23 protein-coding genes and 1 tRNA gene are annotated in these 22,924 nt (G+C 71.8%); 10 read left to right on the forward strand and 14 right to left on the reverse strand.

All coding sequences use genetic code 11. The features are described 5' to 3' along the window. The first annotated feature begins 26 nt into the window (after window positions 1–26). The gene (locus JF597_RS24155) at window positions 27–620 is read left to right on the forward strand and encodes a TetR/AcrR family transcriptional regulator (protein ID WP_293998386.1); all 594 of its coding nucleotides are present in this window, start codon (window positions 27–29) and stop codon (window positions 618–620) included. An 87-nt stretch (window positions 621–707) separates the two neighbouring features. On the opposite strand, the gene JF597_RS24160 is transcribed toward JF597_RS24155, so the two are convergent. The 3 genes from JF597_RS24160 to JF597_RS24170 form a co-directional block, all read right to left on the reverse strand. Then, window positions 708–1,931 carry an acyl-CoA dehydrogenase family protein gene (locus JF597_RS24160; protein WP_293998388.1) on the reverse strand — a complete coding sequence of 408 codons (1,224 nt, stop codon included), beginning with the start codon at window positions 1,929–1,931 and terminating at the stop codon, window positions 708–710. 6 nt (window positions 1,932–1,937) lie between these two features. Beyond that, complete coding sequence (locus tag JF597_RS24165) at window positions 1,938–2,960, reverse strand: phosphotransferase family protein (protein WP_293998391.1); 1,023 nt, start codon at window positions 2,958–2,960, stop codon at window positions 1,938–1,940. A gap of 167 nt (window positions 2,961–3,127) precedes the next feature. After that, entirely contained in the window at window positions 3,128–3,427 is a 300-nt protein-coding gene (locus tag JF597_RS24170; RefSeq protein ID WP_293998394.1) for a hypothetical protein, read from the reverse strand. Window positions 3,428–3,555: 128 nt separating this feature from the next. On the opposite strand from JF597_RS24170, the gene JF597_RS24175 reads away from it, so the two are divergent. Continuing rightward, window positions 3,556–4,497, forward strand: a complete 942-nt coding sequence (locus JF597_RS24175) for an NADP-dependent oxidoreductase (RefSeq protein WP_293998417.1) — start codon at window positions 3,556–3,558, stop codon at window positions 4,495–4,497. Between the two features lie 18 nt (window positions 4,498–4,515). On the opposite strand, the gene JF597_RS24180 is transcribed toward JF597_RS24175, so the two are convergent. From JF597_RS24180 to JF597_RS24195, 4 genes are all read right to left on the reverse strand, one after another. Beyond that, entirely contained in the window at window positions 4,516–4,830 is a 315-nt protein-coding gene (locus tag JF597_RS24180) for a DUF202 domain-containing protein (protein WP_293998420.1), read from the reverse strand. Then, window positions 4,827–5,219: a DUF202 domain-containing protein gene (locus JF597_RS24185; RefSeq protein WP_293998422.1), complete on the reverse strand. Its 393-nt coding sequence runs from the start codon at window positions 5,217–5,219 to the stop codon at window positions 4,827–4,829. The genes JF597_RS24180 and JF597_RS24185 overlap by 4 nt, the downstream gene beginning before the upstream one ends. Window positions 5,220–5,483: 264 nt before the next feature. Continuing rightward, complete coding sequence (locus tag JF597_RS24190) at window positions 5,484–5,990, reverse strand: NUDIX domain-containing protein (RefSeq protein WP_293998424.1); 507 nt, start codon at window positions 5,988–5,990, stop codon at window positions 5,484–5,486. A 33-nt stretch (window positions 5,991–6,023) separates the two neighbouring features. Continuing rightward, window positions 6,024–6,917 (reverse strand): DMT family transporter, encoded by an 894-nt coding sequence (locus JF597_RS24195; RefSeq protein ID WP_293998427.1) that lies wholly within the window; start codon window positions 6,915–6,917, stop codon window positions 6,024–6,026. A 429-nt stretch (window positions 6,918–7,346) separates the two neighbouring features. On the opposite strand from JF597_RS24195, the gene JF597_RS24200 reads away from it, so the two are divergent. The 3 genes from JF597_RS24200 to JF597_RS24210 all read left to right on the forward strand — a co-directional run bounded on the left by JF597_RS24200 (window position 7,347) and on the right by JF597_RS24210 (window position 9,721). Then, window positions 7,347–8,300, forward strand: coding sequence for a hypothetical protein (locus tag JF597_RS24200; protein WP_293998430.1), 954 nt, complete (start codon window positions 7,347–7,349; stop codon window positions 8,298–8,300). Between the two features lie 73 nt (window positions 8,301–8,373). Beyond that, window positions 8,374–9,114 (forward strand): molybdopterin-dependent oxidoreductase, encoded by a 741-nt coding sequence (locus tag JF597_RS24205; RefSeq protein WP_293998432.1) that lies wholly within the window; start codon window positions 8,374–8,376, stop codon window positions 9,112–9,114. Then, the gene (locus JF597_RS24210; RefSeq protein WP_293998435.1) at window positions 9,098–9,721 is read left to right on the forward strand and encodes a cytochrome b/b6 domain-containing protein; all 624 of its coding nucleotides are present in this window, start codon (window positions 9,098–9,100) and stop codon (window positions 9,719–9,721) included. Before JF597_RS24205 ends, JF597_RS24210 begins: the two co-directional genes overlap by 17 nt. 258 nt (window positions 9,722–9,979) lie before the next feature. Here the strand turns inward: JF597_RS24210 and JF597_RS24215 are convergent, their stop codons facing one another. Together JF597_RS24215 and JF597_RS24220 are read right to left on the reverse strand one after the other, a co-directional pair. Then, window positions 9,980–11,377 carry a gluconate:H+ symporter gene (locus JF597_RS24215; RefSeq protein WP_293998438.1) on the reverse strand — a complete coding sequence of 466 codons (1,398 nt, stop codon included), beginning with the start codon at window positions 11,375–11,377 and terminating at the stop codon, window positions 9,980–9,982. Between the two features lie 37 nt (window positions 11,378–11,414). After that, the gene (locus JF597_RS24220) at window positions 11,415–11,936 is read right to left on the reverse strand and encodes a gluconokinase (protein WP_293998441.1); all 522 of its coding nucleotides are present in this window, start codon (window positions 11,934–11,936) and stop codon (window positions 11,415–11,417) included. A 178-nt stretch (window positions 11,937–12,114) separates the two neighbouring features. Between JF597_RS24220 and JF597_RS24225 the strand changes: the two genes are divergently transcribed. Beyond that, on the forward strand, window positions 12,115–12,816 hold the full coding sequence (locus JF597_RS24225) for a FadR/GntR family transcriptional regulator (RefSeq protein ID WP_293998443.1): 702 nt from the start codon (window positions 12,115–12,117) through the stop codon (window positions 12,814–12,816). A gap of 2 nt (window positions 12,817–12,818) precedes the next feature. Here JF597_RS24225 and JF597_RS24230 read toward each other — a convergent pair whose 3' ends face one another. The 4 genes from JF597_RS24230 to JF597_RS24245 all read right to left on the reverse strand — a co-directional run bounded on the left by JF597_RS24230 (window position 12,819) and on the right by JF597_RS24245 (window position 19,365). Continuing rightward, window positions 12,819–13,220 (reverse strand): YchJ family metal-binding protein, encoded by a 402-nt coding sequence (locus tag JF597_RS24230; RefSeq protein WP_293998446.1) that lies wholly within the window; start codon window positions 13,218–13,220, stop codon window positions 12,819–12,821. 11 nt (window positions 13,221–13,231) lie between these two features. Further along, on the reverse strand, window positions 13,232–14,605 hold the full coding sequence (locus JF597_RS24235) for a M1 family metallopeptidase (protein WP_293998449.1): 1,374 nt from the start codon (window positions 14,603–14,605) through the stop codon (window positions 13,232–13,234). A gap of 80 nt (window positions 14,606–14,685) precedes the next feature. Continuing rightward, window positions 14,686–18,561 (reverse strand): Pls/PosA family non-ribosomal peptide synthetase, encoded by a 3,876-nt coding sequence (locus JF597_RS24240; protein WP_293998452.1) that lies wholly within the window; start codon window positions 18,559–18,561, stop codon window positions 14,686–14,688. 360 nt (window positions 18,562–18,921) lie between these two features. Further along, complete coding sequence (locus tag JF597_RS24245) at window positions 18,922–19,365, reverse strand: ATP-binding protein (protein WP_293998455.1); 444 nt, start codon at window positions 19,363–19,365, stop codon at window positions 18,922–18,924. Between the two features lie 242 nt (window positions 19,366–19,607). Here JF597_RS24245 and JF597_RS24250 point away from each other — a divergent pair, with 242 nt between their 5' ends. Further along, window positions 19,608–20,474, forward strand: a complete 867-nt coding sequence (locus JF597_RS24250; RefSeq protein WP_293998458.1) for a helix-turn-helix transcriptional regulator — start codon at window positions 19,608–19,610, stop codon at window positions 20,472–20,474. Between the two features lie 3 nt (window positions 20,475–20,477). Next, the gene (locus JF597_RS24255; protein WP_293998460.1) at window positions 20,478–20,714 is read left to right on the forward strand and encodes a DUF397 domain-containing protein; all 237 of its coding nucleotides are present in this window, start codon (window positions 20,478–20,480) and stop codon (window positions 20,712–20,714) included. A 90-nt stretch (window positions 20,715–20,804) separates the two neighbouring features. Here JF597_RS24255 and JF597_RS24260 read toward each other — a convergent pair. Beyond that, window positions 20,805–20,892: transfer RNA gene (locus tag JF597_RS24260), tRNA-Leu, on the reverse strand. Between the two features lie 211 nt (window positions 20,893–21,103). Between JF597_RS24260 and JF597_RS24265 the strand changes: the two genes are divergently transcribed. Beyond that, window positions 21,104–22,429, forward strand: coding sequence for a M20/M25/M40 family metallo-hydrolase (locus JF597_RS24265; RefSeq protein ID WP_293998462.1), 1,326 nt, complete (start codon window positions 21,104–21,106; stop codon window positions 22,427–22,429). Window positions 22,430–22,591: 162 nt separating this feature from the next. After that, window positions 22,592–22,825 carry a chaplin ChpH gene (chpH, locus tag JF597_RS24270; protein ID WP_293998465.1) on the forward strand — a complete coding sequence of 78 codons (234 nt, stop codon included), beginning with the start codon at window positions 22,592–22,594 and terminating at the stop codon, window positions 22,823–22,825. Window positions 22,826–22,924 lie beyond the last annotated feature (99 nt).

Below are 22,924 nucleotides of genomic sequence, written 5' to 3' on the forward strand. Positions count from 1 at the left end.
AACGACGAGGAAGGCAGGTGGCGGCAGTGCCCAGGACGACGGACGGAGACGGGGCTCCCGTTCCGCAGCGGCTTCTCGCCGCCGCCACCCGGCTCTTCGCGGAGCAGGGGTACGACCGCACCTCCGTGCAGGAGATCGTGGAGGCGGCCGGCGTCACCAAGGGGGCGCTGTACCACTACTTCGGCTCCAAGGACGACCTCCTGCACGAGGTGTACGCGCGCGTGCTGCGCGTCCAGCAGGAGCGGCTCGACGCCTTCGCGAACGCGGACGAGCCGATCGAGAAGCGGCTGCGGGGCGCGGCGGCCGACGTGGTGGTCACGACCATCGAGAACCTCGACGACGCGTCGATCTTCTTCCGGTCCATGCACCACCTGAGCCCGGAGAAGAACAAGCAGGTGCGCGCCGAACGCCGCCGCTACCACGAACGCTTCCGGGCACTCGTCGAGGAGGGCCAGCGCGAGGGCGTCTTCTCCACCGCGACCCCGGCCGACCTCGTCGTCGACTACCACTTCGGCTCGGTCCACCACCTGTCGACCTGGTACCGCCCCGACGGCCCCATGACCCCCCAGGAGGTCGCCGACCACCTGGCCGACCTGCTGCTGCGGGCACTGCGGCCCTGATCGTCCGGTGCCGCCGGGCGAGGAGCAGCATGCCGCATGAGAAAGGCCCCGGCGTGGACGCCGGGGCCTTCGCGGTGCTCTTTCCTTCTACAGGTACTTCTTCAGCTCCCGCCGCGCCAGCGACCGCTGGTGCACCTCGTCCGGGCCGTCGGCGATCATCAGCGTGCGGGCCCCGGCGTACAGGTCGGCCAGCGGGAAGTCCTGGCTGACGCCGCCCGCGCCGTGCAGCTGGATCGCGCGGTCGATGATGTCGACGACCGCACGCGGTGTGGCGATCTTGATGGCCTGGATCTCGGTGTAGGCGCCCCGGTTGCCGACGGTGTCCATCAGCCAGGCGGTCTTGAGGACCAGCAGCCGCAGCTGCTCGACCGTCACGCGGGCGTCCGCGATCCAGTTGTGGACCACGCCCTGCTGGGCCAGCGCCTTGCCGAAGGCCTGGCGGGAGACGGCCCGGCGGCACATCAGCTCGATCGCCCGCTCGGCCATGCCGATCAGCCGCATGCAGTGGTGGATCCGGCCGGGGCCGAGCCGGGCCTGGGCGATGGCGAAGCCGCCGCCCTCCTCGCCGACCAGGTTCGACACCGGCACGCGCGCGTGGTCGAAGACCACCTCGGCGTGACCGCCGTGGTAGTGGTCCTCGTAGCCGAAGACCTTCATCGCGCGCTTCACGGTGACGCCCGGGGTGTCGCGCGGCACCAGCACCATGGACTGCTGGCGCCGGATGTCGGCGCCGTCCGGGTCGGTCTTGCCCATCACGATGAAGATCTTGCAGTCCGGGTTCATCGCCCCGGAGATGTACCACTTGCGGCCGGTGATGACGTAGTCGTCTGTTCCGTCGGAGGCTCGCTCGATGTACGTGGTGATGTTGGTGGCGTCGGAGGAGGCCACCTCCGGCTCGGTCATCGCGAACGCCGACCGGATCTCACCGGCGAGGAGCGGCTCCAGCCACTGCTTCTTCTGCGCGTCGTCGGCGAACTGGGCCAGCACCTCCATGTTGCCGGTGTCCGGCGCCGCGCAGTTCAGCGCGGTGGGCGCGAGGTGCGGGGAGCGGCCGGTGATCTCGGCGAGCGGCGCGTACTGGAGGTTGGTGAGTCCGGCGCCGTACTCGGCGTCGGGGAGGAAGAGGTTCCACAGGCCCTGCCTGCGCGCCTCGGCCTTCAGCTCCTCGACCACGGCCGGGGTGTCCCACGGCGAGGCGAGTTCGGCCCGCTGCTCCTCGGCGACCGCCTCGGCGGGGTAGACGTACTCGTCCATGAAGGCGAGAAGCTTGGCGCGCAGTTCCTCGGTGCGCGCGTCGAACGCGAAGTCCATGGCCGGTCAGCCTTCCTGAAGAGTGTTCAGCCCGTGGTCGATGAAGACGGGCACGAGGTCGCCGATGCGGTCGAAGCCCTGTCCGAGCGTCTGGCCCAGCGTGTACCGGTAGTGGATGCCCTCCAGGATCACGGCCAGCTTGAACCAGGCGAACGCCGTGTACCAGGAGATGTGCGAGACGTCCCGCCCCGAGCGGGCCGCGTACCGCTCGACCAGCTCCCGCGGTTCCGGGTGGCCCGGCGCCTCGGCGGTCGTCGACACCGGTGAGTCCGGCGCGCCCAGCGGCAGGCTGTACATCACCAGCAGGCCCAGGTCGGTCAGCGGGTCGCCGAGCGTGGACATCTCCCAGTCGAGGATCGCCTTGATCCGGTCGTCGTCGCCGATCAGGACGTTGTCGAGACGGTAGTCGCCGTGGATCACCGTGGGCGCGGGGGAGTCGGGCAGCCGGCGGCCCAGGGTCGCGTGCAGCTCGTCGATGCCGGCCAGGTCGCGGTTGCGGGAGGCGTCCAGCTGCTTGCCCCAGCGGCGGAGCTGGCGGTCCAGGAAGCCCTCGGGGCGGCCGAAGTCGGCGAGGCCGACCTCCGCGGGGTCCACGGCGTGCAGCTCGACGAGCGTGTCCACCAGGGACAGCACGGCGTCACGGGTGCGCTCGGGGCCGAGCGGCACGAGCTGCTCGGAGGTGCGGTACGGGGTGCCCGCCACGAACTCCATCACGTAGAACGGCGCCCCGACGACATCCGCGTCCTCGCACAGCAGCACCGGACGCGGCACCGGCACCTCGGTCGGGTACAGCGCGCTGATCACCCGGTGCTCGCGCCTCATGTCGTGCGCGGTGGCCAGGACATGGCCCAGCGGCGGCCGCCGTACGACCCACGTCGAGGTGGCGTCGGAGACCGCGTAGGTGAGGTTCGAACGTCCGCCCTCGATCAGCCTTCCGGTCAGCGGACCGGTCACCAGGCCGGGGCGCTCGCGGTCGAGCAGGCCGCGCAGCCGGTCGAGATCGAGTCCGGGCGGGTGGTCGGGGCTCATGCATCGCTCCTACGAACGAACGAACAGGACCCGACTCATGATGCCGACCAGTCGGTATGTCGTCCAGCGGGTGAGCCAAACGTGACCGGGACCACCCTACGGCCCGAACGGCGGGCGGCGGCTCCCCGCGCGCGCAGAGCGGGGAGCCGCCACGGACGGGGGCCGGCTCAGTGATCGTCCCAGTGGCCGTCGTGCTCGGCGTGCCGGTGGCCGTCGTGCAGATAGTCGATGTGGTCGCCGTGCAGGACCCCGGTGTGCCCGCAGCCCTCCCCGTGCCGGTGCTCGTGCGCCTCGTGGGTGACGTGGCCGTCGGGCTCGCACTCGTCCCAGTGGCCGCCGTGCTCGCGGTGCAGGTGTCCGTTGTGGGCGTAGTCGATGTGGTCGCCGTGCGGCACCTGGTCGTGCCCGCAGTCCGGTCCGTGGCTGTGGCCGTGTGCGGTGTGTTCCTGATGAAGGGTGGTGGTCATGGTGCTCGCCTTCAGGGGTGCAGGGGGCAAGGAGTGTGGCGTGATGCCGACGGCCAGGCTGCCACGCAAACGGCGCATATGAGGGCATCCCGGTTGCGTGGCGTCCGAGTACCCCGGAGGGTCGTTGCATGAAAGGGATCAGCTACAGCCGGTACGGCGGCCCCGAGGTGCTGGAGTACGGCGAGGTCAAGGACCCGAAGGTCGGCCCCGACTCGGTGCTGGTGAAGGTCCGCGCGGCGGCCGTCAACCCGGTCGACTGGAAGTGCCGTGAGGGCCATCTGCACGGCGTCCTGGACGCCGTCTTCCCGGTGATCCCCGGCTGGGACGTCTCGGGTGTGGTCGTCCAGCCGGGCGCCGCCGTCACCGAGTTCGCGGTCGGCGACGAGGTGATCGGCTACGTCCGCGAGGACTTCCTCTCCCGGGGGACCTTCGCCGAGTACGTCGCCGCCCCGGTGCGCACGCTCGCCCGCAAGCCGCGCAATCTCACCTTCGAACAGGCCGCCGGGCTGCCGCTGGCCGGCCTCACCGCCTACCAGGTGCTGGTGCACGCCCTGGAGGTCAAGCGCGGCGAGACGATCCTGGTGCACGCCGCCGCCGGCGGGGTGGGCTCCCTCGCGGTGCAGATCGGGGGGCATCTCGGTGCCCGGGTCATCGGCACGGCGAGCGAGCCCCACCACGACTTCGTCCGCGGGCTCGGCGGCGAGCCGGTCACCTACGGCGCGGGTCTCGCCGAGCGCGTGCGCGGACTGGCCCCCGAGGGGGTGGCCGCCGTCTTCGACACCGTGGGCGGCGAGACCCTGACCGTCTCGGCGAACCTGCTCGCCCCCGAGGGCCGGATGGCCTCGATCGCCGACCCGGACGTCGTCGACTTCGGCGGCCGGTACTGCTTCGTACGCCCCGACGCCGGGGACCTGACCCGCCTCGCCGCGCTCGCGGAACAGGGCGCGCTCACCGTCCATGTCACCGACACCTTTCCGCTGAAGGCGGCGGCCGACGCGCAGCGCCGCAGCCAGGAGGGGCACACCCGGGGCAAGCTGGTGGTCACCGTGGACTGGCCGGAGGAGGGCTGAGCCGGGGGCCGGCGGGGGCTACACGACCAGTGCGGCGGCGCACAGGGCGACGGCGACCGTGCACAGCACCGCTCCGGCCGCCTGCCGGGGCGTCAGCGCGGCGGGGCGGCCGGTGACCGCCAGATCGCGGATGCGGCGGTGGGCGACCAGCAGGAAGCCCAGCCACAGCACGCAGCAGGCGGCGCAGGCGATCACACCGACGGCCGAGGTGCCGCCGTGCAGGGTGGTCTTCGCGGCGAGGACGGCGGCGACGGTCGCCGACAGGGTGGTACGGCGCCAGGCCAGCCGGGTCCGCTCCGGCTGGAGCCCGGGGTCGCGGGGCGGCTCCGTCATCCCTCCCACCCGGCGAGCACGACGACGACCATCGCGACGGCGACCACGGCGACGACCACGCTCAGCAGGGCCGGGAACCGGGAGACCGGGAGGTCCTCACCGCGTCGCATCGCGCGCTCGCAGCGCATCCAGTGGTTGACGGCACGCAGCGAGCAGAGGACGCCTGCGGCGAGGAGGGCCAGGGCGAGGCCGATGCGCCAGCCGCGGCCGAGGTCGGGCAGGAACTGGTCCACGGCGAATCCGCCGCCGATGAGGGCGAGGGCGGTGCGCAGCCAGGCCAGGAAGGTCCGCTCGTTGGCGAGGGAGAAACGGTAGTCGGGGGTCGTGCCCTCCTGTCGCACCTCTTCGGGGGCGAACCACAAACGGACGTTCCGCGCGAATTCGATCACGTGTAGGAAGACTACCGGGGGGTGGGGAGGGCCGATATTTCGGCTGCGGGCCGGTGGGGGCCGGCCGCGCAGTTCCTCCCCCAGCCTTCGGCCGGGGGTACCCCCAGCGCCCCTATGGGGGCGCACTGTCCAGCCGTCTCTCATACGGCCGCGGGCAGTGGTGCCTCCCCCAGTGCCTCAAGGGCCTGGGAGGTGCCCCCAGGGCGGCACGGGTGGGCGCGGGCGGCACCCGGCAAGCGCCGGTGAGCGTCCCTACCCTCGACCTCAGCCCCGCCAGTCCCGCAGCCGCTCCCACGCCGCCACCCCGTCCGGGACCCACTCCCACTCCCCGAGGCGTGACACCACCTCCTCGTCCGTGAGGAAGTCGTGCCACGCCACCTCCTCCACCTGCGGCCGCACCGGCAGCTCGCAGCGCACCTCGTACACCGCCGACCACCAGCTCTGCCCGGCGCCGTCGTCGTACAGGAACTTGAAGAGGAACGCCGGCCGGGGGAGACCGCTCACGCCCAGTTCCTCCTCGGCCTCCCGCAACGCCGCGTCGTCGTAGGACTCGCCCGCACCGACCACACCGCCCACGAACATGTCGTACAGGGAGGGGAAGACCAGCTTGGTCGTGGTGCGGCGGTGGACGAAGACGCGGCCGGCGGCGTCGCGGGCCTGGATGAAGACGCAGCGGTGGCGCAGACCCCGGGCGTACGCCTCGCCGCGCGGGGACGTGCCGATGACCTGGTCGTTCTCGTCGACGATGTCGAGGATTTCGTCAGCGCTCATGCCGCCATCCAAGCAGGCGGACGGCCGTCGGCGTCAGCGCGGCTGGAGGTCCAGCGAGGGCTCCTTCGGCGCCGTACCGCGCGGCATCGCCGGGTGCAGGCCGAGCAGCACGATGCCCGCCACGATCGCCGCGAGCCCCGCCGCCTCCCAGGCCAGCGCCCCGGTGTCGGTGCGCAGCCGGTCCCCGAGGAACCCCACCCCGCACAGGATCCCGGCGAGCGGCTGGGCCGCGGTGAGCGCGGGCAGCGAGTTGCGCAGCTCCGCCGTCTCGAACGCGCTCTGGACGAGGATCAGCCCGGTGACCCCGAGGACCAGCACGCCGTACGGCTGCCAGCCGGTCAGCACCTCCATGATGCCGCCCTCGGAGAAGCGGGTGCTGGTGACCCGGGTCAGCGCGTCCTGGACGCCGTAGAGCAGTCCGGCGGCGAGGGCGAGCAGGGTGGGGCCCGCGCTCAGGCGGGACCGCTTGGCGTAGGTCGTGAGCAGCAGGGCTGTGCCGACCATCACGCCGATGATGAGCCAGTGGCGCAGCGGGTTGGTGACGGCGTCGCCGCCGCGTGGCTGGCCCGCCAGGATGAACGAGGTCACCCCGCCCGCGAGCAGGATCAGACCCGCCCAGCCCTGGTGGCTGAGGGGATGCTTGGTCTGGTGCCGGGAGAGCGCGAGGGCGAACAGGAGGTTCGTCGCGAGCAGTGGTTCGACGAGGGAGATCTCGCCCTTGCCGAGGGCGATCGCGCCGAGGATCATGCCGGCCACCATCAGGCCGATGCCGGCGAGCCAGCGCGGCACCCGCATCAGGTCGAGCAGCAGCCGGAACGAGAGGAAGTCGCTGAGCGGTGCCTTCTGGGCGACGTTCTGCTGGAGCACGAACCCGAAGCCCAGGCAACAGGCCGCGCTCACGGCGAGAATCAGAACCAGAACGGACACGCTGCGTACCTCGATCTGCGGCCGGGCTACGGAGTGCGTAGTGGCCGACTGTAGCGCTCCCGGATGGGGATTGCTCCGGGAGTACCCGGAACCGGGCGGTTGACTCGGTCACGCCGCCCGGGTCGATCACGGTGGGCGGAACAGAGCGGCGGCAGGACCCTACGGCCATGGTCCGACGCCCGGGCGGTCCGCGCCATGGCGTACACCACAGCCGGAGCCCGGAGCCCCACGGTCACCGTACGCCCATCGGACCCCGGCGCGCGCCAAGTTCCCTTCTCCACTGGGTAGTTGAACCGAGTACCAGCCCTGTTCGGCTTGACGCAAAGTCTTGGCTGGGGGTTTGCTGTGCGTGATCGGCCGATGGCAGCCCGACAACCAGGAAGTTCCGCGGTGCCCCCAACCCCGCCCCTCTTAGGCCAAGGCCCGGCCGTGGCAGGCCCCGGCCCGGCCGTCGCCGAGGCTCCCCCTGCGACAGCGCACCCCGGGTGCGAACACTGTCCCGACGACGCCCTCGACGACGCCGAACTCATCTCCGCGCGGGCCGCGTTGGCCCAGGGCCGCTGGCAGTCCGCCCGCTCCCTGCTGCTCCACACGGGTGACGAATGGGACCGCCGCGGGCACCGCGCCACGGTCCTGGCCCGCGAGCCCTACGCCGTCGCCTGGGCCCGCGAGTGGCTGCTCGCCGAGCCCGGCTCGTCCGGCGCCGCCACCCTGTACGCCCTGACCCTGGTCCGGCGCGCCCTGCGCGGCAGGGAGGAGCCGGAGCGGGCCCGCGAGGCCTGCGCCGGCGCCGCCGCGCTCGCCCCCGCCGACCCCACCCCCTGGCTCGGCCTCCTGCTGCTCGCCCGCCACCTCGGCACCGACGAGGAGACGCGCCGCGTCTTCGCCGAGGTGCGCCGCCGTCACCCCGAGCACCACCACGCCCACCACCTGATGGCGGCCCGGATCGCCGAGACCGGGACCGGGGGGACGCACGAGCTGCGCGCCTTCGCGGAACGCGCCGCGGCCGAGGCCCCGGCCGACTCCCCGCTCGCCGTCCTGCCGGTCGTCGCGTACACCGAACGCCACCGGGTCCTGGCCGCCGACGGCCGGGCCCCCGCCGACCCGGCCGCCGCCGGGCACTGGACCGAGCCGTCCGCGCAGCGCGCCCTGGGCGCCGCCTTCGACTGGTGGCTGGAGTGGGGGATCGAGGAGCACCCCCGCCGCTACGTCGACCTCAACCACCTCGCCCACGCCACCTTCGGCGCCGGCCGGTACGCCGAGGCCGCGGCCCTGTTCCAGCGGATCGGCCGCCATGCCACCGCGGCGCCCTGGTCGTACCCGGACCGCGACCCGTGCGAGGCGTTCCGGACGGCCCGTGGGCGGACGCTGGGATGTTCATGAGAAGAGGTTGTGGATTCCTTACGGCCGCCGGATTTCGTGGCCGCGCACACCCGGATGGTGTTCGAATGAGTGCGTGAACTCTGAACATTCCGAGGAGCCACGGCGCACCGAGGAGGGCAGCCCGGTCGGCCGCCGGGTGTTCCTCGGCACGATGGGTCTCGGCGCGCTCGGCCTGGTGACCGCGCCGGTGCTGCAGCGCATGACCGAGACGGTCCTCGGCGCCTTCTCCGGCAAGGACCCCACGGGCCTGACCGGACTCCTCCCGAACGGCGGCGGCTTCCGCTACTACTCGGTGACCGGGTCCGTGCCGGACAAGACCGCCGCGAACTACCAGCTGAAGATCGACGGCCTGGTCGACAAGCCGCAGACCTACACCCTGGCCGACCTGCGGGCCCTGCCGCAGACCAGGCTGGTCAAGGACGTCCAGTGCGTGACCGGCTGGCGGGTCCCCGACACGCCCTTCGAGGGCGTCCGCCTCTCCCACCTCCTGGACCTGGCGGGCGTCCGGGACAGCGCGAAGGCGATCCACTTCACCTGCTTCGACGGCGCGTACACCGAGAGCCTCACCCTCGACCAGGCGCGGCGCCCTGACGTCGTGGTCGCACTGCGTATGCAGAACAAGGCCATCACCCACGACCACGGCGGCCCGGTCCGCCTCTACGTCGCCCCCATGTACTTCTACAAGTCGGCCAAGTGGCTCTCCGGCATCACGGTCACCGACAAGGTGGAACCGGGGTACTGGGAGAAGCTCGGCTACGACGTCGACGCCTGGGTCGGCCGCTCGAACGGACGTGACGATGAGCCTACGAGCTGAGGCCCCGGCCGTCACGGACCGGCTGCACCGCTTCACCGCGGCCGAGCGCTGGATCCACCGCACGACGGCGCTGCTGATGGGCCTGTGCGTCGCGACGGCCGCCTGCCTCTACATCCCGCAGCTGGCGATCCTCGTCGGCCGCCGTGAACTGGTCGTGCGCATCCACGAGTGCGCGGGCCTCGCCCTTCCGGTGCCGGTCGTCCTGGGCCTCGCCTCCCGTGCCTTCCGCAGGGACCTCGGCTTCCTGAACCGCTTCGGCCCGCACGACAAGCTCTGGCTGCACGCCGCCCTGAGCCGTGACAAGCGCCCGTCCTCCCGGCCGGCGGGCAAGTTCAACGCCGGCCAGAAGATCTACGCCAACTGGATCGCCGGCGCCACCCTCGTCATGCTCGCGACGGGCCTCCTGATGTGGTTCACCCACCTCACCCCCCTGATGTGGCGCACCTCTGCCACCTTCGTCCACGACTGGCTGGCCCTCACCATCGGCATCGTCCTCGCCGGCCACGTCGGCATGGCCCTGGGCGACCCGGAGGCGAGACGAGGCCTGCGCACGGGAAGGGTGAGCCGCGAATGGGCCAAGCGCGAACATCCCCTGTGGCGGCCATAGCCACGAGCCCCCGCCGAACACACTCCGACGGCGTCCCGGGCACCGCCGGACACCACCGCCGTGGCTGATCGCCGTTGCCGCGGGGAGAACGGTGGAGCCTCGGCCTGTGTGGCGCTGCCTCTGGGCTCCCTGGACCGGGGTGGACTTCTTGCGGAGCTCGCGACGGCCGGCTCTCCTCGTCCCGCCGCGACGGCGATCACCCGGGACGGCGGAGTCCGGCGGTGCCGCACCGGCCGCACCGCCGGACTCCGCCCGGGCCTAGATCACCAACGACAGCAGCAGGACCAGGCCGCCCCCGACCACCGAGATGATCGTCTCCATCACGGACCAGGTCTTGAGGGTCTGGCCGACGGTCAGGCCGAAGTACTCCTTCACCAGCCAGAACCCGGCGTCGTTGACATGACTGAAGAACAGCGAGCCCGCGCCGATGGCCAGGACCAGGAGGGCCGTGTGGGCCGTCGACATGTCGGCGGCCAGGGGAGCCACCAGGCCCGCCGCGGAGACCGTGGCGACCGTCGCGGAGCCGGTCGCGAGCCGGATCGCGACCGCGATCAGCCAGGCCAGCAGCAGGGCCGGGATCGACCAGTCCTTGGATATCTCCAGGATCATCTGGCCGACACCGCAGTCGATCAGCGTCTGCTTGAAGCCGCCGCCCGCGCCGACGATGAGGAGGATGCCCGCGATGGGCACGAGCCCCTTCTCGACGGTCTGCGAGATCCGGTCCCGGGAGAACCCGGCCGGCCGGCCCAGCGTGAACATGCCGACGATCACGGCCGCGAGCAGCGCGATCAGCGGGGAGCCGACGACGTCGAAGACGCGCTGGACGGTGTCCGCCGGGTCGTCGACGACTATGTCGACCAGCGCCTTGGACAGCATCAGGACGACCGGCAGCAGGATGGTGGCGAGGGTCGCGCCGAAGCCGGGGCGGTTCTCGAGCTCCTCGGACGGACGCTGGGGGAGCATCCGCTCGGGGGCCGGTACGTCCACCCAGCGGGCCGCGACCTTCGAGAACAGCGGGCCGGCGATGATCACCGTCGGGATCGCGACCAGGACGCCGAGGGCCAGGGTGACACCCAGGTTGGCGTGGACCGCGTCGATCGCGACCAGCGGGCCGGGGTGCGGCGGCACCAGGCCGTGCATCACGGACAGACCCGCGAGGGCCGGGATGCCGATGCGCATCAGGGAGTAGTGGCCGCGCTTGGCGACCATCAGCACTACCGGGATGAGCAGCACGATGCCGACCTCGAAGAAGAGCGGCAGCCCGATCACGGAGGCGATCAGCACCATCGCCCAGGGCATCGCCCGCCCGCCGGCCCTGTCGAGGATCGTGTCGACGATCTGGTCGGCGCCTCCGGAGTCGGCCAGCAGCTTGCCCAGGATCGCCCCGAGCGCGATCAGGACACCCACGCCGGCGACGGTGGCGCCGAGCCCGGTGGTGAAGCTGGTGATGACCTTGTCGAGCGGCGCCCCGGCGAACGCGCCGAGCGCGAGCGAGCCGATGGTCAGCGCCAGGAAGGCGTGGAGCTTGAACTTGGTGATGAGCAGGACGATGACGCCGATGCCCAGCAGGACGGCGATGCCGAGCCGGGCGTGTCCGGCCGAGGTGATGGGCGCGACGGTGTCCGCTGCCAGCATCTCGACGCTGAGTCTGGTCACGGGTTTCCTTGCAGTTGTGGGGAGGGGAACTGGGTGATTACTGCGGGGTGCGGTCGGGCAACGCGTCGAGAGCGCGGACGGCCCGTGCGGTGATCTCCTCGGGGGTGCCCGAGACCTCCACGGCGACACCGGCCTCGTCCGCCTCCAGCGGCTGGAGCGTGGCGAACTGGGAGTCAAGCAGCGCGGTCGGCATGAAGTGGCCCTGCCGGTGCGACATCCGGTCCTCGATGAGCCGCCGGTCGCCGGACAGGTGCAGGAACACGATGCCGGGGGCCGCGGCCCGGAGCCGGTCGCGGTACGACCGCTTCAGCGCGGAGCTGCTGACCACCCCGCCGAGCCCCGCCCGCCCGTGCGCCCAGGCGCCGATGGCGTCCAGCCACGGCCACCGGTCGGCGTCGTCGAGCGGGTGACCGGCCGACATCTTGGCGATGTTGGCCGGCGGGTGGAAGTCGTCGCCCTCGGCGTACGGGACGCCGAGCCGGGCGGCGAGCAGGGGACCGATCGTGGTCTTGCCCGTGCCGGCGACGCCCATCACCACGACGACGTGAGGGGTCCGCATCTCTGCCTCGCTGTCTTCCTCGGATGCCTCGGGTCCTCGCCGAGACTCGACGAGAGGACACCGGCGTACGACATCCGGTGTCGGCCTCACTGAAACCCATTAGGTACGACGAATTCAAGAGTCTGTGACGAATAAGTCTGACTATTTGGCCCCGTGATCCACTCGGTACGCTGAGTGCATGAGCACACCGGGCCGGGGCCTGCACGGCCGAGTACTGGACGCCCTCGGCCCCGCCATCACCGCGGGCGAGTACCCGCCGGGCAGCGTCCTGCGCACCGACGAGCTCGCCCAGCACTTCGAGGTGTCACGCTCCGTGATGCGCGAGGCGGTCCGGGTCCTCGAATCCATGCACCTGGTCGCGTCCCGCCGCCGGGTGGGCGTCACCGTCCGCCCGAAGGCCGAGTGGAACGTCTACGACCCGCAGGTCATCCGCTGGCGCCTGGCCGGCGCCGACCGCCCGCACCAGCTGCGCTCGCTCACCGTGCTGCGCTCGGCGATCGAGCCGGTGGCGGCGGGCCTGGCGGCGCGGCACGCCACGGCCGGGCAGTGCGCCGAGCTCACCGAGTGCGCCCTCGGCATGGTGGCCCACTCACGCGGCCACAGACTGGAGGACTACCTCTTCCACGACGTGGCCTTCCACCGGGTGATCCTGGTGGCGTCGGGCAACGAGATGTTCGCCCGGCTCGGCGACGTCGTGGCAGAGGTCCTCGCGGGCCGTACCCAGCACGAGGTCATGTTCGAGGACCCCGACCCGGCCGCCGTCACCCTCCACGTCCAGCTCGCGGAGGCGGTGCGCGAGGGCGACGCACCCCGCGCGGAACAGCTGACCCGCGAGATCACCGCGGGCGCCCTCCAGGAGCTGGACATCCTGGCGCCGTAGCCCTACTCCTCCTCCGGGAACTCCCCGTCCAGATACACCCACGCCCCGTCGACCCGCTCGAACCGGCTGCGTTCCAGCAGCGAGCCGTCCCGGAACGAGGCGCGGAAGGTCACCGTGCCCGTGGAGTGGAAGGCCGAGCCGTCGGTCGTCGCCAGGATCTCCAGACCCGTCCACCGCATCCCGGGGCCCAGGCCGAGCCCGGCCGGACGGGTCCGGGGATGCCAGGTGCGCAGTAGGTACGGCTCGTCCCGCCGGACGAAGGCGGTGTAGCGCGAGCGCATCAGCGCCTCCGCGGTGGGCGCCGCCGCACCGCGGTGGTACCGGCCGCAGCAGTTCTCGTACGTCTCCGGGAGCCCGCACGGGCAGCCGGCGGCGGACTGCCGCCGGGGTCGCTTCGGTGCCACGGACCCGCCCCCTACGCCGACTCGGCGTTGGTGGGCGGCTGCGCCGGACGTGCCGGGACGGCAAGGGTGGGGAGCGCGGGCAGTGCCGTGCGGTGCACCCAGGCGTCGAGGAGGCCGTCCAGCGGCTCGTCCGCGAACCGGTTGACGTGGGCCGTGAACATCGCGGTCGTCACCGCCCCGCCCCGGTGCAGCCCCGCCCACGCCCGCAGCATGTGGAAGAACCGCTCGTCGCCGAGCGCGCAGCGGACCGCGTGGATCGTGACCCCGCCGCGTTCGTAGAGCCGGTCGTCGAACATCGCCTTCTTGCCCGGCGCCGCGATCCGGATGTCCTGCGGCAGCCCGGACAGCAACCGGTGGGCGCCGGCCGCCAGTTGCTGCGCGCTGCGTCCGCCGGACCGCTCCGACCACAGCCACTCCGCGTACTTGGCGAGCCCCTCGTTCAGCCAGATGTGCCGCCAGTCGGCGATGGACACGCTGTTGCCGAACCACTGGTGGGCGAGTTCGTGCGCCACCAGGCGTTCCGAACCCCGCGCGCCGTCCACGTGGTTGGCGCCGAACAGCGACAACCCCTGGGCCTCGACGGGGACGTCGAACTCTTCGTCGGCGACGACGACGGCGTACTCGTCGAACGGGTACGGCCCGAACAGCCGCTGGAACAGGTCCATCATGGCGGGCTGCCGCGCGAAGTCCCTGGAGAACTCGGGGAGCAGCTGCGCCGGTATGTGGCCGTGCATCGGGATCCCGCCGAAGCCCGGATCGCCGAGCAACACCGTCTGGAACTTGCCGATCGCGAGGCTCACCAGGTAGCTCGACGTCGGTGCCGCCTGCTCGTACACCCAGGTCGTCGTGGACGCCTTCGTGGTCCGGGTGAGCAGCCGGCCGCCGGCCACCACCGAGTACGCCGACGGGCAGGTGACCGAGAGCAGGTACGACGCCTTGTCGGCCGGCCGGTCGTTGCACGGGAACCAGGACGGCGCGCCGACCGGCTGGCTGGCCACCAGCGCACCGTCCGTCAGCTCCTCCCAGCCGATCCCGCCCCAGGGGCTGTTCACCGGCTTGGGATTGCCCGACCAGTGGATCTCCACGGTGAAGGCGGCCCCGGCGCGCAGCGGCTTCGCGGGCTTGATCCGCAGCCGGCCGCCGCGGTGCGTCCAGTGCGGCTGGCGGCCGTCCACCCGGATCCGGCCGATCTTGAAGTCGGCCAGGTTCAGCTGGAATTCGGGCAGTGCGGCACGGCCCGCGATCGCGTTGATCCGGGCCATGCCGGCCAGGCGGTTGGGTCCTGGCCGGTAGTCCAGCGTGAGCTCATAGCGATGCACCCGGTACCGGGGATCGCCGTTGTCCGGGAAGTACGGGTCCGGACCCGCCGACTGCTGCACTGCCACTTCCGCGATCGCTCCCTGCGCTGTGCTCGAACCGTCCCTCGGTGCACCGATGCCCGCGGCCACCACCGGACGGCCCGCGCTCAGGGACGCCATGCCTCGATCGGGTTGCCGAGCCAGCGGGTGTCGTCGGGGACCGACTCCGCCGCCATGACGAGCGACGCGGGACCCAGGGTGGTGCGGGCCCCGATCGTGCTGCCGGGCAGCACGATCCCGCCAGGGCCCAGGGTGGCGCCCTCACGGAGAACCACAGTATCCGTCCGCAAGATCCGGTCGTGGAAGAGGTGAGTCTGCAGGACACAGCCGCGGTTCACGGTGGCCGCGTCCTCCAGTGTGACCAAGTCCGTCTCCGGGAGCCAGTAGCTCTCCACCCAGACGCCCCTGCCGATGCGGGCGCCGAGCCCCCGCAGCCAGGCCGTCATCACCGGGGTACCCGGCACCGAGCCGGCCAGCCACGGCACCGCCAGCACCTCGACGAACGTGTCCGCCAGCTCGTTGCGCCACACGAACGAACTCCACAGCGGGTGCTCCCCGCTGCGGTGCCGCCCGACCAGCGCCCACTTGGCCAGCACGGAGACCAGGCCCGCGACGGCACCGGCGCCGAGCAGCACCAGCCCAGACAGCAGTGGCGCCCAGGCCCCCAGCGCGCACAGCGCGCACAGCGCGGCCACCGTAAGCCCTGCCAGCGCCACCGAGCACAGCACCGGCACGATCCGGCACGTCTCCACCAGCGCCCGCGCCCACAGCAGCCGGGCCGGCGGCTCGTAGGTCCGGCTCTGGTCGCCGTCGGCCGCGCTGCGCGGCAGTTTTACCGGCGGCAGCCCCAGGTACGACGTGCCCTTCTTGGCCTTCTTCGGCGTCGCCGACAGCACACCCACCAGACCGCCGTCCGGCACGCTGCGGCCCGGCGCGGTCATCCCGGAGTTCCCGAGGAACGCCCGCCGTCCGATCTCCGCACGCCCGATCCGCACATACCCGCCACCGAGCTCGTACGGCGCGGTCAGCGTGTCGTCGGCCAGGAACGCGCCCTCGCCGACCGTCGTCAGGCTCGGCAGCGCGAGCACGGTCGACACCTCGGCCCCGCGCCCGATCCGCATCCCGAGCAGCCGCAGCCACACCGGCGTGACCAGGCCCGCGTACAGCGGGAACAGCGTCTCGCGGGAGCGGTCCATCAACTGGGACACCGTCCACGCCTGCCAGCCGGTCCTGCCGTGCGTCGGGTAGGTGCCGGTGCTCAGCCCGAGGCTCAGCAGCCGTACGGAGACCAGGATCAGCAGCGCGTACGCCAGCCCGAAGGCCAGCGTGGCCGGGACCAGCGCGACCGCCGCGCCCCGCAGGGCCTCGGCGAGGCCGTCGCCAGGGGCCACGAAAAGCCCGGCGACCAGCAGGGCGGCGACACCGGAGAGCACCGGAAGCGCGCTGAGCCCGAGACCCGTCAGGCCGTACATCACCCGCCAGTACGTGCCGCGCTGCGGCCGGTGCTTGGGCCAGTTCCGCTTGGCCTTGCCCAGCTTGACCGCCGGGGCGCCGGCCCAGCGCTGGCCGGTCGGGACCTGCCCGGTGACCGCGGAACCGGGGGCCACCTCGGCGCGCTTGCCGACCCGGGCGCCCGGGAAGAGCATGCTGCGCGTCCCGACGACCGCGTGGGCGCCGATCCGGACCGGGCCGATCACCAGCCGGTCGCCGTCCAGCCAGGAGCCGGACAGGTCCACCTCGGACTCCACGGCCGCGCCCCGCCCGATGCGGAGCAGGCCAGTGACCGGCGGCAGCGAGTGCAGGTCCACCTCGGGCCCGATCTTGGCGCCCAGCGCCCGCGCGTACCGCTCCAGCCAGGACCCGGTCAGCGTCGTCGCCCCGGCCGACTCGGCCAGCCGCTCCGCCGCCCACAGCCGCAGGTGCACGGAGCCGCCGCGCGGGTGGGTGCCCGGCTTCACGCCCCGCAGCAGCAGCCGCGCGCCACCGGCCGCGAGCGCGATCCGGCCGGGCGGGGTGAAGAGCACCAGGGCCCCGGCGGCGACCAGCCACCAGGGGGCGGTGGGCAGCCAGCCGTAGCCGCCCAGCACGTTGCCGAGCGCGGCGAGGACCACCGTCCAGCGCAGCCCGAGGAGGGTGAACAGGGGGAGCAGGAGCAGCAGCTGCACCAGCTGGGCGCCGCGCGGCACCGGCGCGACGGTGCGCTCGGCGCCGTCGTCCTGCACGGACTCCTCCAGCCGGCGGGCGAGCTTGCGCAGCACCGGCTGCTGGTAGATGTCGAGGACGGCCGCGCTCGGGTAGCGGGTGCGCAGCCGGGTGGTGAGCTGGGCGGCGGACAGACTGCCGCCGCCGATCGCGAAGAAGTCGTCGGCGGCACTGCTCACCGGGATGCCGAGGACCTCGGTCCACTGCTCGGCGAGCCAGGCCTCGGTGCCGTACAGCTGCTCGGCCGGGCCGCCGGTCTCCAGGCCCTCCAGGGGCCAGGGCAGGGCGTTGCGGTCGACCTTGCCGGAGGTGCGGGTGGGCAGCTCGGCGACCGGCGCGAGCAAAGGCACCAGGGCCGCCGGCAGCTCGGCGCGCAGCTTCTCGACGGCCGCCGCGTGGTCCCAGCCGTCCTGGGTGACGACATAGCCGACCAGGAGCTGGTTGCCGCTGCGCGCGGTCCGTACGGCCGCCGCCGCGCCCGCGACGCCGGGCAGCGCCTGGAGGGCCGCGTCGACCTCGCCGAGCTCGATCCGGCGCCCGCCGAGCTTGATCTGCTCGTCGGCCCGCCCGAGGAAGACCAGCCCCTCACGGTCGGCGCGCACCAGGTCACCGCTGCGGTACGCCCGCGCCCAGCCCAGCGACTCCAGCGGCGCGTACTTCTCGGCGTCCTTCTCCGCGTCGAGGTAGCGGGCGAGGCCGACCCCGCCGATCACCAGCTGGCCGCTCTCGCCCATGGCCACGGGCGCGCCCGCCTCGTCCACGACGGCCAGCTCCCAGCCGTTCAGCGGCAGCCCGATGCGGATCGGTTCCTCGCCGGTCATCAGGGCGGCACAGGCGACGACGGTGGCCTCGGTGGGGCCGTAGGTGTTCCAGACCTCGCGGCCCTCGGTCACCAGGCGCTGCGCCAGCTCGGGCGGGCAGGCCTCGCCGCCGAAGATGAGGAGGCGGACGTCGTTGAGGGTCTCGGGCTCCCAGAGGGCGGCCAGCGTGGGCACGGTCGAGACGACGGTGATCTCCTGCTCGACCAGCCAGGGGCCGAGGTCGGCGCCGCTGCGCACCTGGGAGCGCGGCACGGGGACCAGGCAGGCGCCGTAGCGCCAGGCCAGCCACATCTCCTCGCAGGAGGCGTCGAAGGCCACCGAGAGGCCCGCCATGACCCGGTCGACGGGCCCGATCGGCTCCTCGGTCAGGAACAGCGCGGCCTCGGCGTCCACGAAGGCTGCGGCGCTGCGGTGGGTGACGGCGACGCCCTTGGGCTTGCCGGTGGAACCGGAGGTGAAGATGATCCAGGCGTCGTGCTCGGCGCCGGGGCGGCCGGAGGGCTGCCCGGACCTGCGGCGCACGTCGATGTGCAGCCCCGCGCCGAGGACGGCCGCCACCTCCGCCTCGCCGAACACCAGGGCGGCCCGCTCGTCCGGGTCCTCGGCGTCCACCGGGACGTAGGCGGCGCCGGCCGCGAGCACGCCGAGTACGGCGACGTACAGGTCGTTGGTTCCGGACGGCACCCGCACGCCCACGCGGTCCCCGAGCCCGATCCCGGCCTCGGCGAGCCGCTGCCGCAGCCGCGCCACCTCCGTGGCGAGCGCGCGGTAGGTGAGCTGAGCGGTGCCGTCGTCCAGGGCGAGCTCGTCGGGATGTGCCCGTACCGTTGCCTCGAACACGTCCACGAGCGTGCGCGGCGATGCCGCCGCCCCGGCCGAGAACCGTGCCGTGTTCCCGAACTCCTCGCGGATCTCTTCGTCGAGCAGGCCGAGAGCACTGCTCTCGTCAATCGCTGCCATCCGGTCCTCGCGTCTCGTTCCCGGAACCTCCGGGGTGCCGGCGGGCCCGCAGGTCTGCCTGGGGTTGTCCGGCTCCGGCTGGGTAACAAGCCGGAAATATTAGTACGACGCTAGGTTCCCGTTCATCCCGCGGCCACCTGGAGACGGCCGTTTGGAGCAGTCCCTTGAACGTTAAGCAACTCCTGACCTGGGATTCTCCGCGCACGACGAGAGATGGGACACACAGCGTGAGGCAGGCCAACTCCATGTGTCCGACGGTCGGTACGACAACGGCCGGCCCTGCGGCGAGGAGGGGGGAGCGATCGCCGCGGAACCGGCCGTCGCCGTGGGGGCGGAGGAAACGTCACAGGGGGCCGGAGGTCACGCGGCGCTCACCTCGGCCCAGATGGACTTGCCCCAGGGCAGGTTGCCCACACCCCAGCGGCCCGAGCAGAGCGCGTCGAGGATCAGCAGACCGCGCCCGCGGTCCCGTTCGACCGAGATGGGGCGCAGCCGGGGATGGCGGCCCAGCGGGTCGTGCACCTCGACCCGGGTCCGGGAGCCGTCGGAGTCGATGACGAGACGGACCGGGTCGTCCGGGTCGGTCTCGTAGCGCAGGGAGTTGGTGACCAGCTCGCAGGTGACCAGGGCGACCGCGTCGATGTGGTCGCGGGAGGCGTCAGGGGTGTGGTGCGCGATGAAGTCGCTCACGAACAGCCGGGCGGCTTTGGCCGACTGAGGCTCGCTGGCCAGTAACAGGACTGGCGGCGGGGCGACTTGCACGGGGCGGGGTTCGGTCGTGGTGCTCCGCTGGCGTTCGATCATGTGCATCCCCTCACGGGCATGTCCCAACGCAGGCACGGTAGTTCGCCATGCGAGTGCGGTCACTGTCGTATTTCCCGGATTCATGGTGCCTTCACGGCACAGTCGATCGCAATACGTCCCACCCGATGTGAAATATTGCGCATCGAGTCGAGAGACTTGCGGCACAACTCGTCAGCCGGTGGCGGGGGTCGGGGCGGCACGGGCAGACTGTCGGGCAGTTCACCGGAGAGAAGGGGGAATCCGTGAGCACGCCCACGGTGCGCCGGCGACGGCTCGGTGCGAAATTGCGCGAACTGCGCGGCGAACTCACCCTCGACGAGGTCGCCGAGCACTCCGACGGCGCGTTCGTCTCCTCCAAGCTGTCCCGGATGGAGACCGGCAAGACCGCTCCCAAGGCAGCGGACATCCAGGCGCTGCTCCACCTGTACGGCGAACTCGGCCGCGACGTCAGCGACGAACTGCGCGCGGCCCTGATCACGCTCACCAAGGAGGGCGGCCGGCGCGGCTGGTGGCACTCGTACCGGGGTGTCCTCACCCCGGTGTACGAGGACCTGATCAGCCTGGAGGCGGAGGCCGAGACGGTCTCCACCTGGCAGCTGGGCATGGTCCCCGGACTGCTCCAGACCGCCGAGTACGCCCGCGAGATCATCCGGGCGACCGCCATGTCCGAGGCGGTCGAGGCACGGGTCGACGCGCTCGTCGAGGTACGGCTGGCACGCCAGGCCGTCCTCACCCGGGACAGCGACCCGCTGGCGCTCTGGGCGATCATCTCCGAACAGGCCCTGCGCTCCACCACCGAGGATCCCGCCCTGATGTACGAGCAGTTGGGGCGCCTGCTTACGATGGGGCGGCGCCCGAACATCAACATCCAGGTGTTGAGATCGGACGCTCCCCTGCACGCCGGGCTCACCGGCACCTTCAGCATCCTGGGCTTCGGTCCGCACACGGACCTGGACGTCGTCCACCAGGAAGGGCTGACCTCCGCCCTGTACATCGAGGAACGTGATCGGGTCTCCACGCACCGGGCCGCGTGGCAACGCCTCACGTCTGCCGCCGAGTCCGTCGAGGCGTCGGTGGAACTGATCACCCAGATAAGGAAGAACGAATAGCGAATGAAGCACGCTGACGACGCGTCGACTCTGCCGGTGACCTGGTGGAAGTCCTCGGCGTCCGCATCACAGTCCGACTGCGTGGAATGCGGGATCGTCGACGAGGCGACGGTCGCCGTCCGCGACAGCAAGCGGCCCGACGGGCCCGCGCTCCTGCTGGACCGCACCACGCTCCGTGCGTTCACCTCCGCCGTCGCCCTGCGTGACGGCCGAATAGGCGGCCCGAACCGCCTCGGCTGAGACAGCGGCGCCCACCGCGAGGTGGTCGCCCGCGCTCCGCCCCAGAACCGCTCAAAACCAAGAAACCCCTGCTCAGCAGGGGTTTCTTCGTGGTGTCCGAGGGGGGACTTGAACCCCCACGCCCGATAAAGGGCACTAGCACCTCAAGCTAGCGCGTCTGCCATTCCGCCACCCGGACAAGGTGTCTGTCGTGCGAAGTGCTCCGTGCGGGTTTCCCTCGCGGCGACGGAGGAAACACTACCAGGCTTTCGGGGGTGGCCGATCACACCCCGTTCCGGGACCCGCGGGCGTGAACGGCGTGTGACGGGCCGGGACCGGCCTTGGGCCCGGAGCGGGAAGGGAGAGAGGATGGCGGGGACCGGGCGGCAGTGACAGCGGAAGGAAGCAGCGTGAGCGAGACGGACACGGCCAGGGGCGTCACCGGCGAGGACGAGGTCGTGGACCTCTGCCGCGAGCTGATCCGGTTCGACACCAGCAACTACGGCGACCACTCCGGTCCCGGCGAGCGCAAGGCCGCCGAGTGGGTCGCCGAGAAGCTCGCCGAGGTCGGCCTGGAGCCGAAGATCTTCGAGTCCCACCCGGGCCGCGCCTCGACGGTGGCCCGCATCGAGGGCGCGGACCCGTCCCGGCCCGCGCTCCTCATCCACGGCCACCTCGACGTCGTACCGGCCAACGCCGACGACTGGACCCACCACCCCTTCTCCGGCGAGATCGCGGACGGGTGCGTGTGGGGGCGGGGCGCCGTCGACATGAAGGACATGGACGCGATGACCCTGGCGGTCGTACGGGACCGGCTGCGCAGCGGCCGCAGGCCGCCCCGGGACATCGTGCTGGCCTTCCTCGCCGACGAGGAGGCCGGCGGCACCTGGGGCGCCCGGCACCTGGTCGACAACCACGCGGACCTCTTCGAGGGCGTCACCGAGGCGATCAGCGAGGTCGGCGGGTTCTCCTTCACGGTGAACGAGCAGCGCCGGCTCTACCTCATCCAGACGGCCGAGAAGGGCATGCACTGGATGAAGCTGAAGGTGGCCGGCACCGCAGGGCACGGCTCGATGATCCACCGCGACAACGCGATCACCGAACTCTCCGAGGCCGTGGCCCGGCTCGGCCGGCACAGGTTCCCGGTGCGGGTCACCAAGACCACCCGGGCCTTCCTCGACGAGCTGGGCGACGCGCTCGGCACCGAGCTCGACCCGGAGGACATGGAGTCGACGCTGGCCCGGCTCGGCGGCATCGCCAAGCTGATCGGCGCGACCCTGAGCAACACCGCCAACCCGACCCAGCTGAACGCCGGCTACAAGGTCAATGTCATCCCCGGCGAGGCCACCGCGCACGTGGACGGCCGCTTCCTGCCCGGTCACGAGGAGGAGTTCCTCGCCGACCTCGACCGGATCCTCGGCCCGAACGTGGTCCGCTCGGACGTGCACTCCGACAAAGCCCTGGAGACCAGCTTCGACGGGGCCCTGGTGGAGGCCATGCAGTCCTCGCTGCTCGCCGAGGACCCGACTGCCAAGGCCATCCCCTACATGCTCTCCGGCGGAACCGACGCCAAGTCCTTCGACGACCTCGGCATCCGCGGCTTCGGCTTCGCGCCGCTCAAGCTGCCGCCGGAGCTGGACTTCGCCGGCATGTTCCACGGCGTGGACGAGCGGGTGCCGGTGGACGGGCTGCAGTTCGGCGTGCGCGTCCTCGACCGCTTCATCGACGCGTCGTGAAGCCGTACGGGACGTGAAGCCCTGGCTTCAGGTAATCGTGCGGCTGTACGAGGCCGACTGGAAAGAGTGAATGCGACGATAAGCTCGTAGCTCCATTACTCCCTCCTCGTTACATCTCATGCGATCCGCTACTTGGAATCGCATTGCCAACAAGGAGGAATAATGCTCAAGAAGGTCGTCGCTGCTGCGGCTGTCACTGGTGGTCTGGTTCTCGCGGGTGCGGGCATGGCCGTCGCCGACTCGGGTGCCCAGGGCGCTGCCGTGGGTTCCCCGGGTGTCGTCTCCGGCAACGTGATCCAGGTTCCCGTGCACGTCCCGGTGAACGTCTGCGGTAACACGATCTCCGTGATCGGGCTGCTGAACCCCGCCTTCGGCAACACCTGCATCAACAAGTGACGCGGACTCCCTGAGGGGCGTCGTCTTTCCGTCGGCCCCGGAGCGCGCGCCATGTGCTCCGGGGCCGACCGGTTTTTCCGCAGGGTTTTTCTGCGGGTG

This window comes from Streptomyces sp. (genome assembly GCF_019510245.1).
Classification (GTDB): Bacteria; Actinomycetota; Actinomycetes; order Streptomycetales; family Streptomycetaceae; genus Streptomyces.

Coding starts and splice junctions, on each gene's coding strand:
- JF597_RS24160 (WP_293998388.1), bottom strand. CDS start 1,931: ATGGACTTCGCGTTCGACGCGCGCACCGAGGAACTGCGCGCCAAGCTT.
- JF597_RS24165 (WP_293998391.1), bottom strand. CDS start 2,960: ATGAGCCCCGACCACCCGCCCGGACTCGATCTCGACCGGCTGCGCGGC.
- JF597_RS24170 (WP_293998394.1), bottom strand. CDS start 3,427: ATGACCACCACCCTTCATCAGGAACACACCGCACACGGCCACAGCCAC.
- JF597_RS24175 (WP_293998417.1), top strand. CDS start 3,556: ATGAAAGGGATCAGCTACAGCCGGTACGGCGGCCCCGAGGTGCTGGAG.
- JF597_RS24180 (WP_293998420.1), bottom strand. CDS start 4,830: ATGACGGAGCCGCCCCGCGACCCCGGGCTCCAGCCGGAGCGGACCCGG.
- JF597_RS24190 (WP_293998424.1), bottom strand. CDS start 5,990: ATGAGCGCTGACGAAATCCTCGACATCGTCGACGAGAACGACCAGGTC.
- JF597_RS24210 (WP_293998435.1), top strand. CDS start 9,098: ATGAGCCTACGAGCTGAGGCCCCGGCCGTCACGGACCGGCTGCACCGC.
- JF597_RS24220 (WP_293998441.1), bottom strand. CDS start 11,936: ATGCGGACCCCTCACGTCGTCGTGGTGATGGGCGTCGCCGGCACGGGC.
- JF597_RS24225 (WP_293998443.1), top strand. CDS start 12,115: ATGAGCACACCGGGCCGGGGCCTGCACGGCCGAGTACTGGACGCCCTC.
- JF597_RS24240 (WP_293998452.1), bottom strand. CDS start 18,561: ATGGCAGCGATTGACGAGAGCAGTGCTCTCGGCCTGCTCGACGAAGAG.
- JF597_RS24245 (WP_293998455.1), bottom strand. CDS start 19,365: ATGATCGAACGCCAGCGGAGCACCACGACCGAACCCCGCCCCGTGCAA.
- JF597_RS24255 (WP_293998460.1), top strand. CDS start 20,478: ATGAAGCACGCTGACGACGCGTCGACTCTGCCGGTGACCTGGTGGAAG.
- chpH (WP_293998465.1), top strand. CDS start 22,592: ATGCTCAAGAAGGTCGTCGCTGCTGCGGCTGTCACTGGTGGTCTGGTT.